The sequence below is a fragment of the Pseudolysinimonas sp. genome (assembly GCF_039912695.1).
In the GTDB taxonomy this organism is placed as follows: Bacteria; Actinomycetota; Actinomycetes; order Actinomycetales; family Microbacteriaceae; genus Pseudolysinimonas_A.
The window spans coordinates 132,782-149,546 of the sequence record NZ_JBDSPJ010000023.1 but is presented as its reverse complement, the minus strand read 5'-3'; the positions used below and the strand labels follow the sequence as shown (position 1 = coordinate 149,546).

At 66.5% G+C, this 16,765-nt stretch carries 16 protein-coding genes and 1 tRNA gene; 8 read left to right on the top strand and 9 right to left on the bottom strand.

Going from position 1 to position 16,765, the window contains the following annotated elements; genetic code table 11:
* Positions 1 to 47: 47 nt before the first annotated feature.
* From ABIR17_RS11190 to ABIR17_RS11180, 3 genes are read left to right on the top strand one after another with little or no spacing between them, the layout of a single operon-like run.
* Entirely contained in the window at positions 48 to 740 is a 693-nt protein-coding gene (locus tag ABIR17_RS11190) for a response regulator transcription factor (protein WP_348004475.1), read from the top strand.
* A 54-nt stretch (positions 741 to 794) separates the two neighbouring features.
* Positions 795 to 2,507 carry a HAMP domain-containing sensor histidine kinase gene (locus ABIR17_RS11185; protein WP_348004474.1) on the top strand — a complete coding sequence of 571 codons (1,713 nt, stop codon included), beginning with the start codon at positions 795 to 797 and terminating at the stop codon, positions 2,505 to 2,507.
* A gap of 9 nt (positions 2,508 to 2,516) precedes the next feature.
* Positions 2,517 to 2,807 (top strand): WXG100 family type VII secretion target, encoded by a 291-nt coding sequence (locus ABIR17_RS11180; protein ID WP_348004473.1) that lies wholly within the window; start codon positions 2,517 to 2,519, stop codon positions 2,805 to 2,807.
* A gap of 81 nt (positions 2,808 to 2,888) precedes the next feature.
* On the opposite strand, the gene groL is transcribed toward ABIR17_RS11180, so the two are convergent.
* From groL to ABIR17_RS11155, 5 genes are all read right to left on the bottom strand, one after another.
* Complete coding sequence (gene groL / locus ABIR17_RS11175; RefSeq protein WP_348004472.1) at positions 2,889 to 4,517, bottom strand: chaperonin GroEL; 1,629 nt, start codon at positions 4,515 to 4,517, stop codon at positions 2,889 to 2,891.
* A gap of 108 nt (positions 4,518 to 4,625) precedes the next feature.
* Positions 4,626 to 5,693: a DUF3048 domain-containing protein gene (locus ABIR17_RS11170; protein WP_348004471.1), complete on the bottom strand. Its 1,068-nt coding sequence runs from the start codon at positions 5,691 to 5,693 to the stop codon at positions 4,626 to 4,628.
* A 70-nt stretch (positions 5,694 to 5,763) separates the two neighbouring features.
* Complete coding sequence (locus tag ABIR17_RS11165; protein WP_348004470.1) at positions 5,764 to 6,339, bottom strand: LytR C-terminal domain-containing protein; 576 nt, start codon at positions 6,337 to 6,339, stop codon at positions 5,764 to 5,766.
* Complete coding sequence (locus tag ABIR17_RS11160; protein ID WP_348004469.1) at positions 6,340 to 6,654, bottom strand: DUF3263 domain-containing protein; 315 nt, start codon at positions 6,652 to 6,654, stop codon at positions 6,340 to 6,342.
* A gap of 63 nt (positions 6,655 to 6,717) precedes the next feature.
* A complete protein-coding gene (locus ABIR17_RS11155) occupies positions 6,718 to 7,680 on the bottom strand; it encodes a DUF2332 domain-containing protein (protein WP_348004468.1) in 963 nt (320 codons plus the stop codon).
* An 81-nt stretch (positions 7,681 to 7,761) separates the two neighbouring features.
* Here ABIR17_RS11155 and msrB point away from each other — a divergent pair, with 81 nt between their 5' ends.
* Positions 7,762 to 8,178 (top strand): peptide-methionine (R)-S-oxide reductase MsrB, encoded by a 417-nt coding sequence (msrB, locus tag ABIR17_RS11150; protein ID WP_348004467.1) that lies wholly within the window; start codon positions 7,762 to 7,764, stop codon positions 8,176 to 8,178.
* Complete coding sequence (locus ABIR17_RS11145) at positions 8,175 to 8,729, top strand: nitroreductase family protein (RefSeq protein ID WP_348004466.1); 555 nt, start codon at positions 8,175 to 8,177, stop codon at positions 8,727 to 8,729. The genes msrB and ABIR17_RS11145 overlap by 4 nt, the downstream gene beginning before the upstream one ends.
* A gap of 7 nt (positions 8,730 to 8,736) precedes the next feature.
* Here the strand turns inward: ABIR17_RS11145 and ABIR17_RS11140 are convergent, their stop codons facing one another.
* From ABIR17_RS11140 to ABIR17_RS11130, 3 genes are all read right to left on the bottom strand, one after another.
* Entirely contained in the window at positions 8,737 to 9,711 is a 975-nt protein-coding gene (locus ABIR17_RS11140; RefSeq protein ID WP_348004465.1) for a DMT family transporter, read from the bottom strand.
* Between the two features lie 2 nt (positions 9,712 to 9,713).
* A tRNA-Thr gene (locus ABIR17_RS11135) sits at positions 9,714 to 9,786 on the bottom strand.
* Between the two features lie 13 nt (positions 9,787 to 9,799).
* A complete protein-coding gene (locus tag ABIR17_RS11130) occupies positions 9,800 to 10,681 on the bottom strand; it encodes a thioredoxin domain-containing protein (RefSeq protein ID WP_348004464.1) in 882 nt (293 codons plus the stop codon).
* Positions 10,682 to 10,916: 235 nt separating this feature from the next.
* On the opposite strand from ABIR17_RS11130, the gene ugpC reads away from it, so the two are divergent.
* The 3 genes from ugpC (at position 10,917) to ABIR17_RS11115 (ending at position 15,642) form a co-directional block, all read left to right on the top strand.
* Entirely contained in the window at positions 10,917 to 12,020 is a 1,104-nt protein-coding gene (gene ugpC, locus ABIR17_RS11125) for a sn-glycerol-3-phosphate ABC transporter ATP-binding protein UgpC (protein ID WP_348004463.1), read from the top strand.
* Positions 12,021 to 12,118: 98 nt separating this feature from the next.
* The gene (locus ABIR17_RS11120) at positions 12,119 to 13,393 is read left to right on the top strand and encodes a DUF4032 domain-containing protein (protein WP_348004462.1); all 1,275 of its coding nucleotides are present in this window, start codon (positions 12,119 to 12,121) and stop codon (positions 13,391 to 13,393) included.
* Between the two features lie 20 nt (positions 13,394 to 13,413).
* Positions 13,414 to 15,642, top strand: a complete 2,229-nt coding sequence (locus ABIR17_RS11115; RefSeq protein WP_348004461.1) for an MMPL family transporter — start codon at positions 13,414 to 13,416, stop codon at positions 15,640 to 15,642.
* A gap of 77 nt (positions 15,643 to 15,719) precedes the next feature.
* Here the strand turns inward: ABIR17_RS11115 and rlmB are convergent, their stop codons facing one another.
* Positions 15,720 to 16,763 carry a 23S rRNA (guanosine(2251)-2'-O)-methyltransferase RlmB gene (gene rlmB / locus ABIR17_RS11110; protein WP_348004460.1) on the bottom strand — a complete coding sequence of 348 codons (1,044 nt, stop codon included), beginning with the start codon at positions 16,761 to 16,763 and terminating at the stop codon, positions 15,720 to 15,722.
* Positions 16,764 to 16,765: the final 2 nt, after the last annotated feature.

Here is a 16,765-nt window from a genome sequence, read left to right as displayed (position 1 = left end):
CACGCGACTATCAGGAATCATCCAGCAAACGCGCAGAAACTAGGGACATGAGCGACGGCCCCCGCATCCTGATTGTCGACGACGAGCCCAACATCCGTGACCTCCTCACCACCAGCCTGCGCTTCGCCGGCTTCGCGGTGCGCGCGGTCGGCAACGGTGCCCAGGCGATCTCGGCGGTGCTTGAAGAAGAGCCCGATCTGATCATCCTCGACGTCATGCTCCCCGACATGAACGGTTTCGGCGTGACCAAGCGGCTGCGCGCGAGCGGCTACACCGCACCCATCCTGTTCCTCACCGCGAAAGACGACACCGAAGACAAGATCACCGGGCTGACCGTCGGCGGCGACGACTATGTGACCAAGCCGTTCTCGCTCGACGAGATCGTCGCCCGACTGAAGGCAATCCTGCGCCGCACGATGCATGACGAAGAGGATGCCGTCATCCGAACCGGCGAACTGAGCATGGATCAGGACACGCACGAGGTGACCGTCGGTTCCGAACAGGTCGAACTGTCGCCCACCGAATTCAAGCTGCTGCGCTATCTGATGCTCAACCCGAACCGGGTGCTCAGCAAGGCTCAGATCCTCGACCACGTCTGGGAATACGACTTCAACGGCGATGCCGGGATCGTCGAGAGCTACATCTCGTACCTGCGCCGTAAGCTCGATCAGCACTCGACCGAGCCGATGATTCAGACCAAACGCGGATTCGGGTACATGCTCAAGACCTCGAAGGTCTAAGCCGCAGTCAACGACTCAGCCTCGATCACCACAGGACCGCTCGGGAGGCGCGTGATGTCGAACCCCGTCCAGGCCTCCTTCGACCGCTGGTGGAACGGCATCTCGCTGCGCGCCAAGGTCACCGGCGTCATCGTGTTGCTGCTGACCCTCGGCCTCACGGTCGCGGGTGCCGGAACCATGACGGTGCTACGCGCCTACCTGCTTGAGCGCGTCGACGAGGGAATCAACTCGAGGTACTCCAATCTCGAATCCGCGGTTGAGTTCAGCGGCTTTCTGCCCTACGGCGACGACCGCGCCGGCTTCACGCCGTACTATTTCGCAGCCGTCTCGGCGAGCGGTGAACTCCTCGACGACAATCTCTCGCTGAGCGAAACCGACATCGCGCCGGTCATCTCAGGGCTCGGCCTGTCGTCGGTGATTCAGCTCGACGGCGGCATCACCCTGCTCAACGCTGCCAAGACCACCGAGTGGCGGGTGATCGCGTACCCCTCGACCGTCTCCTGGCAGGGCCACCAGGCGACGCTCCTGATCGGGCGAAACCTGAGCGACACCAACGCGCTCCTCGGGCGTTACGCGGCGATCTTCCTGTTGTTCGCGATCGCGGTCGTCGTATTCGCGGCCATGGCGACGCAGTTGTTGGTGAGCGGCGCCTTCATGCCGCTGCGCGACGTCGAACGTACCGCCGCGCGCTTCGCCGCAGGCGACTACAGTCAGCGGCTCGGCGGTGCCACCCCCAACACCGAGGTCGGCCGGTTGAGCCGCTCACTCAACACGATGCTCGCCCGCATCGACCGGGCCTTCGCCGACCGTGCGCGCACTGTCGATCAGATGCGGCGCTTCGTCGGCGACGCATCGCACGAACTGCGCACGCCGTTGGTCTCGGTGCGCGGCTACGCCGAGCTGTATCGGATGGGGGCGTTGCAGACGTCGGAAGACGTCGCGCAAGCCATGGACCGTATCGAACGCGAGGCGATCCGCATGGGCGCCCTGGTCGAGGACCTGCTCGAACTCGCTCGACTTGACGAGGCACGGCCGCTGACCCGCGTCGCCGTCGATCTGCTGCCGATCGCTCGGGATGCCGCACTCGACGCCGCGGCATCCGCACCCGAACGGCGCATCACCGTCGTCGTTCCCGAACCTGAAGAGACGAACTCCGGCATCCCCACGGCCGATTCGTCGGAGGCCGACGCTGCCGTCGCGGCGGTGCCGTCGGCGGCCCGGCGCGCGGGAGTCACCGTTGGGGCATTTGCGTTTGCCGGGGCAACCCTTGCCCGACTTCGATTCCGCCGCCCGGCACGCGGAGCGCCCGTTTCGGCCCCAACGCCGCTGCTTCCTGTCGGGCCGATCGTGTTTGCCGAAGAAGACAAGATCCGCCAGGTCGTGACAAACCTGATGGGAAACGCGATGCGATTCACCCGTGACAACTCCCCCGTTGAGATCGTCGTGGATGTCGACAGCGTGGGTGGATTCGGGGTGATCGCGATCGTTGACCACGGCGAGGGCATCCCGCCGCAACTGCGCGAGAAGATCTTCCAGCGGTTCTTCCGCGCCGACTCCTCGCGCACCCGCGACACGGGTGGCTCGGGCCTCGGACTCGCGATCGTGGCGGGCATCGTGGCCAACCACGACGGCCACGTTGAGGTTGTCGAGACTCCCGGCGGGGGCGCGACGTTCCGGGTCAGCCTGCCTCTCCTCCCCACCTCGGAGCCGGAAGCCCCGTCCCCAGCGCCAGCGCCCGCGTCACGGGGGCGTGCTAAGCGTCCGTAGGTTCACCGCATGACGCGATATCAAGTAGATAGTGAAGCCGTCGCTGCCGCGACCTCTTCCGTTCAAGCGGCCGCGAGCCGCATCCAATCCGACGTGAGCGTGCTCCACACCAAGCTCCTCGACCTCCAGAGTTCGTGGACGGGGCAGGCCGCAGCAGCCTTTCAGGCCGTCGTCGCGGACTGGACCGCTACCCAGCGGCGAGTGGAGGACAGCCTGCACCTCATCAACACCGGGTTGGCCCAAGCGGGCCAGCACTACGCCGACATCGAGCAGCAGAACGCGCGGTTGTTCGCGCGCTAACGCCAATCCGAAACGTCGGCGAACGGGAAACGAAAGCGGGCGGCTCCTTGTGGGAGCCGCCCGCTGATCGTTGTGCAGGACTTAGAAGTCCATGCCACCCGACGGGTCGCCGGCCGGGGCAGTGTTGCGCTCCGGCTTGTCGGCGACAACCGCTTCGGTCGTCAGGAACAGCGCGGCGATGGATGCGGCGTTGAGCAGAGCCGAACGCGTCACCTTCACCGGGTCGTTGATTCCGGCGGCCAGCATGTCGACGTACTCGCCGGTCGCAGCGTTGAGGCCCTGACCGACGGGGAGGTTGCGCACCTTGTCAACGACGACGCCGGGCTCGAGACCCGAGTTGAGCGCGATCTGCTTGAGCGGGGCATCGATGGCGACGCGCACGATGTTCGCACCCGTCGCCTCGTCACCCACGAGGGCCTTGATGGCCTTGCTCTCGAAGGCGAGCTTGCCTGCCTGGATGAGGGCAACGCCACCACCGGCGACGATTCCCTCTTCGACGGCGGCCTTCGCGTTGCGAACGGCGTCCTCGATGCGGTGCTTGCGCTCTTTGAGTTCGACCTCGGTCGCGGCCCCGGCCTTGATGACCGCGACACCACCGGCGAGCTTCGCGAGGCGCTCCTGGAGCTTCTCGCGGTCGTAGTCGCTGTCGGTGTTCTCGATCTCCTGACGGATCTGCTTGACCCGTCCGGCGATCTGGTCGGCGTTGCCGGCACCCTCGATGATCGTGGTCTCGTCCTTCGTGACGATGATCTTGCGGGCGGACCCAAGCTGCTCGAGCGTTGCGTTCTCAAGCTTGAGCCCGAGCTCTTCGCTGATGACCTCGCCACCGGTGAGGATGGCGATGTCGGCGAGCTGCGCCTTGCGACGGTCACCGAAGCCGGGAGCCTTGACGGCAACCGACTTGAAGATGCCACGGATCTTGTTGACGATCAGGGTCGCGAGAGCCTCGCCGTCGACGTCTTCCGCGATGATCAGCAGCTGCTTGCCCGCCTGGATCACCTTGTCGACGATCGGGAGGAGGTCCTTGATGTTGGAGACCTTCGAGTTGACGATGAGCACGTAGGCGTCTTCGAAGACGGCCTCCTGACGCTCCTGGTCGGTGACGAAGTACTGCGACAGGTAGCCCTTGTCGAAGCGCATCCCCTCGGTCAGTTCGAGTGTCGTGCCGAAGGTGTTCGACTCCTCAACAGTGACGACGCCCTCCTTGCCGACCTTGTCGATCGCTTCGGCGATGAGCGCGCCGATCTCGGGGTCTCCGGCAGAGATGGATGCGGTGGCCGCGATCTCTTCCTTGGTCTCGATTTCTTTGGCGCCAGCAATCAGCTCGGCGATAACGGCCGCAACGGCCTTCTCGATGCCGCGCTTGAGGCTGATCGGGTCCGCGCCAGCTGCGACGTTGCGCAGGCCTTCGCGAACGAGCGCCTGGGCGAGCACGACCGAGGTGGTCGTTCCGTCGCCCGCGACGTCATCAGTCTTCTTGGCAACCTCTTTGACCAGCTCTGCGCCGATCTTCTCGTAGGGGTCGTCGAGCTCGATCTCTTTCGCGATCGAGACGCCGTCGTTGGTGATCGTGGGAGCGCCCCACTTCTTCTCCAGAACGACGTTGCGGCCACGCGGGCCGAGCGTTACCTTGACGGCGTCAGCGAGAATATTCAAGCCGCGCTCGAGGCCGCGACGGGCCTCTTCGTTGAAAGCGATGATCTTTGCCATGAGTGTGTGTCGTCCCTCCTGGACGTAGAACTTGGCACTCACGACGCGCGAGTGCCAGAGGCTATCTTGGCACTCGACCAGGGGGAGTGCAAGCCGCGCACCGAGCGGTCAGGGGGTTGGGGAAGGCTCCGGAGACGGCGGCGGCGCCGCGAAGTCGACGCTTCCGGCAAGCGGCACGAGCTCGATCCAGCTGTTCCCCGGCGCGAGTCGCACGACAGTGCCGGTGTCGTCGACGATGCGGATCGGCTCGTACATCGACGCCTTCGACCAGGTCGCGTGGATCGTGAAGCCTCCCGACGACACCCAGGCCTCGCCCGACCCGATCAGTTCGGTCTTCGGCACGCCCCCGTCGTTGGAGATGGCGACCCGGATGACAACCACGTTGACTGCCGAGTACGGCGTTCCCGCCGAATCGAGATCCGGCGACTCATCTTGCGATCGAAGCCAACGTTGCGAGGCGGCATCCCAGGCCCACCCGCGACGCGAGCCCGAACTGAAGCGTGCGGTGATCGCGGCGGTTGCGGCTCCTTCACGCACTGCAGACGACGAATCGAGGTCGGGCGCGAACGAGAACAGCTGTACGGGCGCCGCGAGATCGAGGTGCCGGGCGATCAGTTCCTGCGCCTTGACGATGACATCGTGAGGGCCGGGCCGGTCCGGTGCCCGGTACATCAGGTCATCGGTATCCCGCTGTCCGTGGATGGCGTTGTACAGCCCGGTATTCAGCATCTGCTGCACGAACCGGGACTGACCGCCCGAGTAGGCGACGATCCCCCCGAGCGGCGAAATGATGTCGGGATCCATCGGGCGGATGCTGCGGATCGGTCCGATCTCGGCAGGAACGTCAGAATGCCAGACCGCGACGTACCGCGTGAGACCACCCTCGACGAGCTCCTCGAACAGCAGATCGGTGTGCTCAAGACCCACCTGGGGCCGAGCATCCGGGTGGTTGTCGATTTTCGCCGACAGCGCCGGAGCGCTCAACGATCCGACCGGGATTATCGCGCCCGTGAGGGGCGCGAGCCCGGTCGGCTCCGGCGTGACGTAGGTCGAGGAGTAGCTCGGCGTCGGCATCGGAACGGGTGCGACGGCACAGCCAGCGAGAAGGGCGATCGCGGCCAGAGCGCCCACAGAACCCGCGACCCAACGCCCCCTGATGGTTCGCCCCCGACTCATGCCGTCATGGTAGGCGGGGCGGTCACCGCGTGGATGGACCGACTCGGCACGGGGAGAATCTCGCGGTCGGCTAGGGCGCCGGCGGGACGTAGTCGGCGCCGAGAATAATGGTGACCGGGGCTCCGGGGTAGAAGTCGGAAAGCACGATGTTCGCCGGATCGGTGCCCAGCAGTTGCGCCAATCCGAGGGCAATCCCCTCGAAGTCGCTCGAGCTGTAGTAGATCTTGGTGACCTTCTCCTCGCGCGACGTGGAGTTGGCCGCGGCCGGTGTCGGCCAGCCTGCCAGCGCGATCTGGTTGGCCGCAGCCTCCGCCTGCTTGTTGGTCGGCGAGCCGTTCAGAACCGAGATCGACAGGTTAAGCGCCGGATCGACCTGCGTCGGGTCAGTGACCGGGACGACGACCGGTGCGGGGCTTTCCGTTTCACCGGCAGTGGGTCCGCCCCCGAAGTTCGGGAGGTCGAAAGAGACGTCGGGATTGACGCGCGAGAGCCCGTAGAGCCCGGCGACGATGAGCACAGCGGTGACCAGGGCTGCCCAGGCGAACTTGACCCAGCCGCGTCCACGCCTCGCGGGTGCCCGGTGCGCGCCAACACGCACGAGATCGTCGGGGACGTCGTCAAAGCGGTCCCTGGGCTGAGTGGCCATCTACTCGGTGTCGTCCTGGCTATCGGGGCGGGCTGTGCTGTCTGATGGGAAGGTGTGGGCTCGCGCCCTGCGCCGTGCGTCGCGGAGCCGCTGGAGGCGGCGCACGAGGATCGGATCGTCGCGCACTGCGAGCGGCGAATCAATGAGCGCGTACAGCATTTGATAGTACCGGGCTGAGGAAACGCCGAATTCGGCCCGGATAGCGGCCTCACGGTTGCCGGTGCGGTCGGCCCACGCCCGCTCGAAGTCGAGCAGTCGCAGCTCCGTCTCATCGAGCGCCGCGTGCGAGGCGGCCACGGGCGAGGCAGCGGTCATATCGGTGACTTTAGGGCGCGGTACCGGGGTCGCGACGGAGGCTGGCCGGGCTCGGGCGAGCGCTCACCCGACCCACGACAAACGGTCGCCGTGCGGGCTGACCTGAGCGATCGGTTCCCCGTCGAGGGCGAGCACAAACCCGGTGCGTTCGGGAGCTGTTCGTGCTGTGGTTTGGTCCGCGATTCCCTCGGCCTCGAGGGTGACCAAGCGAGCACCGAGGCGGGCGACCGCTTTCGGAAATTCCGCGCGCGCTGCCGGAGCGAGGTAGACCAAGGTTCCGAGCGAGACGACAACGAGGGGGATGTCGCGCGGCGCATCGGCGGCGACCCGCGCGAGATCGTCGAGCGCATCCCCGGCCACCACTGTCGGGGGGTCGACCTCGGCGGTGGCGAGAGCGGCCCTGAGACGGGAACGTCGATCGGGACGGTCGAGCGGAATCAGGGCCTCGAGCCACTCCCGGTCGGCAGAGTCGGCGGCCGAGAGTGGATTGAGATCGATGCCCCGTCGCCAGGCAATCGCGGGAATCCGCTCGGGAGGGATGCCGTCACCTGAGACAGCCACCTCGATGAGTGGTGTGCCGTCGCCGACAACGGGGTGGGTGCCAAACCGGTACGAATATCTGTCGGGGATCATGCACAGTCCGGCCGCGGCCCCGACCTCGAGGAGCGCGATCGGGGCGGTCTCGCCGCCGCGATCCGTGACGCGGTCCAAGGCGACCACAAGGGGGCCGCATCTCGCGACCTCGTTCGTCTGGGTGCGACGAGTTGTGGTCTCGCGTTCAACGTCGGGCCAGTGCTCGACCAGCCAGGTGCGAAAACCCGGGTAGGCCTCGAGCGGCGCCCCGAGGTAGGTCGCAACCGAGAAGACCAGCGAGGGCTGCCGACGCTCGCGCGGGAGTCGATCCAGCAACGCAACAACCTCGTCATCCGCGGCCACTCCGGCCGCCCAGGCGACGTGCAGCGCCGAGTGGCCCACCAGGTCGCGCGTGGCGGCCCGGTGGTACCAGTCGGCGGTCGGGCTGCTCATGGCAAGCAGTCTGTCAGCCTGCTCGGGTTGAATAGAGTGGCGTGCGCATCGGGCGAGCGTCGCGGAGCGGAAGGACACGACATGACCACAACGGGCAAGGGCTACTCGGTCGAAAAGACCGACGCACAGTGGCGCGATGAACTCTCCCCCGAGCAATACGCGGTTCTTCGCGAGGCCTCAACCGAGCGCGCTTGGACCGGCGAACTCCTCGACGAGCAGCGCGCCGGGCTGTACACCTGCGCGGCCTGCGACGCCGAGTTGTTCAAGAGCGGAACGAAGTTCGATTCTGGCTGTGGCTGGCCGTCGTTCTACGACTCCGTGAACCCGGATGCCGTCGAGCTCATCGAAGATCGCTCGCTCGGAACCGTGCGCACCGAGGTGCGGTGCGCCCGCTGCGGCTCCCATCTCGGCCACGTCTTCGACGACGGCTTCGGCACCCCCACCGGGCTGCGCTACTGCATGAATTCCGTCTCGCTCGGGTTCCACTCGGAGCCGTGACCAGCCACCCCATCGCCGACGGGATGCGACGCCGCCACTCGCATCCCGCGGTGACCGAGCAGGCGCCCCGAACGCGCGACCTGCTGCCGCTCATCGAGGCGGCAGCATCCATCGGCGATCATGCGGCGCTGCGACCGTGGCGCATCATCGCGGTGCGCGGCGAGTCCCGCCGTCGGGTGGGAGAGGCCCTGGCCGAGGCGGCTGGCCTGCAGGGTTTGGCGGCAGAGAAGATGGCCGCCAAACCCCTTCGGGCGCCCCTTCTGCTCGCCATCGTCGCGTCCCCGAAACCGAGCATCAAAGTGCCCGAGTGGGAGCAAGAGGCTGTCGCCGCGGGAGTCGCTCACGCGCTCAGCCTGGTTCTCGACGAGGCGGGGTGGGGAGTCATGTGGCGCACCGGACTCTTCACCCGTTCAGAACCCGTACGGCGCTGCCATCGGCTAGAGCCTGGAGAGTCTCTGCTCGGCTGGCTCTACGTCGGCGGGAAGCACGATCTCGCGCCGACCGGTCGCCGTCCGGCCATGAGTGCTCGGAACTTCCTCACCTCGTTGTGAACGGGGTTCAGTCGGGTGCGGCAACGCGAGCCCGCCGTGGGAGCGCGGCAACGACGACTGCTGCCAACACGAGAGCCGTTCCGATGACCGTGACCAGATGGATGCCGTCGGCCGATACCGGCACGATCAGGTCGAACAGCACGGCGGCGCACAACTGTCCTGCGAGCAACGCGAGACCCATCAGCAGCACGCCGGTCCTTGTGACGATGACAGCCTGCGCCGCGATGAAGACACACCCGAGCGCACCACCCAGGTACAGCCACGGCACGGTCGGCAACTCGACGCGGCCACCGCCGACCGCCAGGTGCACGAGCAGCGCGATCCCGAGCACGAGGGTGCCGACGAGAAAGTTGCCGAAGGTCGCGGCGTAGGCCGACCCGGCGATCGACCGCACTTGTCCGTTTGCCGCCTGCTGCCATCCGACCAATAGTCCGGCGACGATCGGGATGAGGAGCGCGAGGTAGGGCGCGTCAGGACGCACCCGATCTGAGACGGCTACCCCGACCGCAAGTACGGCCAGCGCGGCGCCGAAAATCCGCCGAGGGGTCGCGGGCGTTGCCGGCATGAGCGCAAGCCCGCGGTGATCGACCAGGAGCGAGCTCACGGTCTGGCCGCAGACCACGCCCACCGTGAAGAGCGCGACCCCGAGGATGCCGACCGTGAGCGTCTGACCAAGCACGAAAGTCGCACCGCCGGCGCCGCCGAGCACCAACCACCACGGGATGCGGCGCTCCCGAATCGCGGCGACGACGCGAGCAACGCCGCGACGCCCGGGTCGCCAGACGATTCCCACGAGGCACAGAATGACGAATCCCGATCCGAACGAGATGAACGCCGCCAGAAAACCGTCGCCGAGGCGCTGCCCCAGCTCCCCGTTGATGCGCGACTGCACGGCGATGAGCCCGCCGGTAGCGAAGGTGACGACGAGCACGAGCACAAGTCGTGCCGACGCGGCGGGGGGCGCTGGAGAGGTCGAAGACATCGAGCCTGCTGTCGGAATCGAACCGACGACCTACGCTTTACAAGAGCGTTGCTCTACCAACTGAGCTAAGCAGGCGGGCCGAGCGAGTCTACGGGGCCGGGGTCTCGGTCGGTGTCGACGTCGGCGTCGCGTTCTCGCTGAACGACTGACCGGCCACCCTCAGCACGAACTGTCGGAATTCGTTCGGGTCGAATGCCGTCGTGTAGTGAAACTCTTGCCCGTTGACGATGATCGTCGGCGTCGCCTCGATCTTCGCGACGTCGGTGCCCGGGATGGGCCCGGCCAAAGCGCGGTTCGTCGCGTCAACTACCCAGGCGCGGTAGGTGTGGTCGTGCACACAGGTCGTGACGTTGGCAATGTCTGCGACGCCGGCTGTCTGCGCCGCAGCGATCAGTTGCTCGTCGGTGAGCCCCGGGGTGTTCTCTTCGGGCTGCTCGGCGAACAGCTCGTCATGAAATGCGTAAAAGTCGTCGGGCGAAAACTGGGCGACGCAGGCCGCGGCATTCGCTGCCCGAAGTGAGTACTGGGTGCCCGCGGACTTCGAGGTGAAAATCGCGATCGGGTGAAATTCGACGGTCGCCGCCCCCGACTCCACCCACTCGCGGAGCGTGTCGCGATTGCGCTTTTCGAACTGACCGCAGTTCGGGCAGAGGTAGTCAACGTAGATCTGGATGTCGACCACGTTCGGCGCATTCGTCGACGACGCGACCGGGGTCTGGTCGGCTTTGAGGCCCACCGTGGGCACGGCTACGAGGTTCTGACCGATCTTGATGCCGTCGCTCAACATGTTCGCCGGACCTGTCGCGGGCGTTCGCGGGGTCGAGAGTGCCACAACCACAATCACCGCCACGACGAGCATCCCACCCGTAATCCCGAGAATGAGCGCCGTACGTTGGCGTCGATCGTGACGGCGGTGCTCGGCTCGGAGCTCGCTGGCGCGCTGGCGCGCAGCCTCACGCGATTCGCTCATGGATCCTCTTCAGGTCGGGTCACGCGGCGCCAAAATACTGCAGAACAGGCCGCGCGGGCAAAAGCGCCTGGTAGAGCGTATGGGGCCACTCTGGGAGTCGCCCCGACGGATGCCGAATCCGCCCCCTCAATGGGGCGTGCCATAATCGGGGGTACTGAGTCCCCAACTCGGCACATCATCCATTCACTAAGGATCGTCCGGCACGTACCTGCCGGTGAACGGGAGCAGTATTCCTATGGCAACAGTTACCTTCGATAAGGCCACTCGGCTCTACCCCGGCACTACTCGCCCGGCAGTCGACGCCATCGAACTGGAGGTCGCCGACGGCGAGTTCCTCGTCCTCGTCGGACCCTCGGGTTGCGGCAAGTCCACGACCCTTCGCATGCTCGCGGGCCTCGAAGAGGTCAACTCGGGACGCATCCTGATCGGCGATCGGGACGTCACCGACGTGCCGCCGAAGGATCGCGACATCGCGATGGTCTTCCAGAACTACGCGCTCTACCCCCATATGACAGTCGCCGAAAACATGGGCTTCGCCCTGAAGATCGCCGGCGTCAACAAGTCTGAGCGCGCCGAACGGGTACTTCAGGCGGCGAAGCTGCTCGACCTCGAGCCGTACCTCGGGCGCAAGCCGAAGGCACTCTCCGGTGGTCAGCGTCAGCGGGTGGCGATGGGTCGCGCGATCGTGCGTCAGCCCCAGGTGTTCCTCATGGACGAGCCGCTGTCGAACCTCGACGCCAAGTTGCGCGTCCAGACGCGAACCCAAATCGCTTCGCTCCAGCGTCGGCTCGGCGTGACCACGGTCTACGTCACCCACGACCAGACCGAGGCGCTCACCATGGGTGACCGCATTGCGGTGCTCAAGGATGGCGTGCTGCAGCAGATCGGTACTCCGCGCGACCTCTACGAGAACCCGCTCAACGTTTTCGTTGCCGGCTTCATCGGCAGCCCGGCGATGAACTTGTTCACGACAGACCTCACCGAAGGCGGCATCAAGTTCGGCACGGCTATCGCCAAGGTCGAGCGCGAGGTGCTCTCCGGCACCAAGGCGAAGAAGGTCACCATCGGCATCCGACCCGAAGACCTGACCATCGCGACCAGCGGCAGCGGCCTTCCGGTCGAGGTTGACGTCGTCGAGGAACTCGGCGCCGACGGTTACCTCTACGGGCACACCAAAGTCGACGGCAACCGGGTCGACATCGTCGCCCGCGTCGACGGCCGTAGTCACCCGAACCCGGGCGACAAGATCGTGGTCACCCCGACCCCGGCGCACATCCACGCTTTCGACATCGAGAGCGGCGAGCGCCTCTCGAAGCCGGTAACGGCGAAGGCCAGCTGACCGGCTCCCCTCTACGCGGCCCCCGTCTCCTACGAGGCGGGGGCCGTTGTTTTGCTCGGCCCGAGGTTCGGGAGGGTCGCTCGCCCTAGGCTCGGGGAGTGAGTTCCGCCCTCTCGATCACCTCGGCCGTCCCCGATCCGGCTCTGCTCGACCTGCCGTGGAACCTTCCCCTTGAGCTTTGGCCCGACGAGACCATCGCGGCACTCCCTAAGGGCATCTCGCGACACCTCGTGCGGTTCGTGCGGCTCGGCGAGCACGTGCTGGCCGTCAAAGAGACCACTGCCGAGATGGCCCAACACGAGTACGAGCTGCTGCGCACCCTCAACCGCCTTGACCTGCCGTGTGTCGAACCGATCGCCGTGATCACCGGACGCACCTCCGCGACCGGTGAAGAACTCGCGCCGGTGCTGGTCACTCGCCACCTGCGTTTCTCGCTGCCCTACCGCGCGATCTACTCGCAGACCCTCCGGCCGGATACCGCCACCCGGTTGGTCGATGCCCTCGCCGTTCTGCTCGCGCGGCTTCATGTTGCCGGGTTCTTCTGGGGCGACGTGTCGCTGTCGAACACTCTGTTCCGGCGAGACGCAGGCGCCTTCGCGGCGTACCTCGTGGATGCCGAGACCGGCAAACTGTACGACGGCGCCCTGAGCGCGGGGCAGCGCGAGCACGACCTCGAGATCGGCCGGATCAACATCGCCGGCGAACTTCTCGACCTCCAGTCCGGCGGCCGACTCGATGAAGACGTCGACCCCGTCGTGATCGCCGACCGGATCGTCGAGGCCTACCGCGACCTGTGGGTCGAGCTGACGGCATCCGAATCGTTCCCCGAAACGGAGCGATGGCGTATCGCGCAACGCGTCGAGCGACTCAACGAGCTCGGGTTCGATATCGAGGAACTGTCGATCAGTCGGGATGACGCGGGCGCTCGAGTGCGCATCCAACCCAAGGTGGTGGATGCCGGTCACCATTCGCGCCGATTGCTGCGGCTGACCGGATTGGATGCCGGCGAGAACCAGGCGCGCCGCCTGCTGAACGACCTCGACGCCTATCGCACCTCCGGTGACAGGGTCGGTCACGACGAAGAGGTTGTCGCCCACGAATGGCTCGCGCGGGTGTTCGAGCCTGTGGTGCGCGCGATTCCGCGTGAACTGCGCGGGAAGTTGGAACCGGCCGAGGTTTTCCACCAGTTGCTGGAGCACCGGTGGTACCGCTCGCAGGACGAAAAGCGCAACGTTCCGCTCGCCGAAGCGCTGACCTCGTACATCGAGACGGTGCTGCGTCACCGCCGCGATGAGATGACCGTGGTCGATCCACCGACCGGCTCGATTACCGCTCCCATCACCGTGGTCGAAGACTGGCGAGACAAGGTCTGACGCGGCTTTAGGGTCGAGTCATGGCTGTCGACCCTTCGCATCCTCACCCCGTTGGCGCGCTGGGCAAACTCGCCGGGGCATCCGCTCGGCATCCGTTCCGGGTCCTCACAATTTGGGTCGTCGTGCTGGGTGCAGCGGCGGCGGTCGCGCTCGCGGGGGTGACCGGTCAGGGGCTCTTCGATCGACTCGGGAGCGACGGCAGCTCGTGGTCCAACGGGGAGAGTAAAACGGCCGACGATCTTCTGGCCGGGGAGGATGCCCGTTCGACGACTCTTCTCGTCTACGGCGTCGACACCACGGATCCCGAACTCGCAACGCTCGTCGCTGCCGCGGCAACTGACCTCGGTGATCTCGACGGCGTGACGGTTGTCGATCCACTGCTCCTGCCGCCGCTTCCGGATGGCAGCCCCGACCCACGGACTGCTTCGCTCTACGCAGCTGACGGCGACGGGGTGCTGATCAGCGCGTCAGTTGCGCGGACCGCCAACGACGTGGATGCCACCGTCGAGCGCGTTGTGGATCGCCTGCGCTCGACGGCAGACGCGATCCGCACGACCTTTCCGGGCGCGACGGCCCAAGTCGGCAGTTCCGATCTGCTCGTCGACTCGATCGTGCACATCTCCGAGAGCGACCTTCAGCGGGGCGAGACCATCGCCCTCCCGATCGCGCTGATTGTGATGCTCGTCGTATTCGGCGGCTTCCTCGCTGCGGGCATGCCTCTCGTTGGCGCGCTCGTGTCGATCCTCGGTGGCCTCGGCGCCCTGTTCGGGTTCACCTATCTGATCGACGTCAACACCACCGTCGTCAACGTCGTCACGGCCGTTGGGCTAGGCCTCTCGATCGACTACGGACTGCTGATCGTGTCGCGGTTCCGTGAGGAGTACCGACGCTCGCCGGATGGCGGCTCCGCGCGAGCACACCGACTCACGGCCATTGTGCGAACGGCAGAGACGGCGGGTCGCACGGTCGCGTTCTCGGGCACGACGTTCGCGATCGCAGGACTCGGCCTGCTGTTCTTCTCGCCGTCGATCGTCAAGGCGATCGGGCTGGGCGCCCTGTCGGTCACCGTGATCTCCATCGCATCCGCCCTCACGCTCCTCCCGGCGCTCCTCGCGCTCACCGGCGAACGGCTGGTGCGTCCCGGCGCTCTCACCAAGATCCCGGGGATCGGCCGAGCGCTCACTCGCTTCGGCGATATCGCCCCCGCCGAGGGCTTCTTCTCGAAGCTTGCCCGTCGACTTCAGCGGCATCCAGCTCTCGTCGCCCTCGGCGCTTTCGCGGTGCTGCTGCTTCTCGCGACTCCCGTGCTCTCGCTTCGACTGGCGAACACCGCGGTCGACGCGATCCCCAGCTCATCCGATCAGTCCACCTTCATCACGACGTTGAACACACACTTCCCCGAGGCGGCGGCGCCCCGAGTCGCGCTGGTCACGCGCTCCGAGGCGGACGCCCGCTCCTGGGCCGCGACCGCGTCGAAGCTGGCGCACGTTGAGTCGGTGGGCACGCCGGTCGAGTCGGGCGATGCCTGGCGAACGTCGGTCGTCGTCGATGGCAAGAACGGCGGCGCAGTGGTTGCCGAGCTCCGCGATGGACATCCCGCCTTCGATCACTGGGTCACCGGCACGGATGCCCGCGCCGTCGACTTTTCGCAGTCTCTGCGCAGCGGCATCCCGTGGGCGGCCGGCGTCATCGCCCTGGGCACCGTGCTGCTGCTCTTCCTCATGACGGGGTCGGTCGTCATCCCGCTTAAGGCGCTGTTCGCCAGCGCACTCTCGCTCGGAGCCTCGGTGGGACTGCTGGTCTGGGGCTTCCAAGACGGAGCGTTTGCCGGCCTCATGGGCTTCGACCCCACAACCGTGTACGGCGTCGACACCCTCGTCGTGCTGCTGACCTTCGTCTTCGGTTTCGGCCTCGCGATGGACTACGAGATGTTCATCCTGTCGCGCATCAAAGATCAGCGGGATGCCGGCGCGACCGACGAAGAGTCGATCGCGCGGGGTCTTCAGCAGTCCGGCCGCATCATCACCTCGGCGGCGCTGATCATCATCGTGGTCTTCGCCGGCTTCGCGACCGGTGACCTGATGATCATCAAACAGCTGGGCGTCGCCCTGGCCTTTGCGGTGCTGCTCGATGCGACGCTCGTGCGCTGCATCCTGGTGCCGGCGTTCATGACCTGGCAGCGCCGGATCATGTGGTGGGCGCCCGCTCCGCTGAAGCGTCTGCACGCCCGCTTCGGGGTGAGCGACTAGCCGCTTCTTGTGCGCTTAGATCCATCTAAGCGCGGATGGACCCCCGTACACCTGGGTCCATCCACCCCGAGATGGATCTAGGTCGATCGAAGCTTCGAGATTTCGTACAGCGTGACGCTCACCGCGATGCCGGCGTTGAGCGACTCAGTCGCCGAGTCGATCGGAATCGACACGACCGCGTCGCAGGTCTCGGTGACCAGTCGCGACAGCCCTTTGCCTTCGCTGCCGACGACGATCACGATGGGTTCTTTCGCGAGCGCGAGCTGCGGCAGTGACACTGATCCGCCCCCGTCGAGACCGAGCACGAACACGCCGCGCTTCTTGAACTCCTTGAGCGTCGTCGTCAGGTTCGGCGCCATCGCGACCGGGACGCGCGCCGCGGCCCCTGCCGAGGTTTTCCACGCGGATGCCGTCATCCCGACGCTTCTGCGCTGCGGCACGATCGCACCCTGGCCGCCGAACGCGGCAATCGAGCGCACGATCGCACCCAGGTTGCGCGGATCGGTGATCCCGTCGAGGGCGACGAGCAGCGGCACCTTGCCGGACTTCTCGATCTGATCGAGCAGTTCCATCGGATGCGCGTACTCGTAGGCCGGAACCTTGAGGGCAAGCCCCTGGTGCACCGAATCGGGACCGGTCATCCGGTCGAGTTCCTGCCGCATCACTTCGAGCACCGGGATGTTGCGCTTGCCGGCGAGCGAGATGGCTTCCTTCACGCGGTCATCCATCTCCAACCGCGACGCGAGGTAGAGCGTCGTGCCCGGAACCTTCGCCCGCAGCGCTTCGACGACCGAGTTGCGCCCGGTGACCATCTCCGACTCGGCGTCCCGCTGGGGAGCGCGACGCCGCTCGGGGGCCGGTCGACCGGTGCCGCCCTGTCGGTCCGCACCCTGCCGGTCCGCACCCTGCCTGTCGGCACCCGGCTTTCCGCCACCGTGCCTCTCGCGTGCGGCTTCGAGGCGATCGTTCGCCGCCTTCCGCTTGCCGGCGACATGCCAGCTGCGGTCGGTTGCCTTCGGGGTCGGCCCCTTGCCCTCAAGCGCCTGACGACCATGACCGCCGGTGCCCGTGGTCGGGCCCTTCTTGTTTCCGCGTGCGCCGGGGCGCCCAGGCTTAACCAATT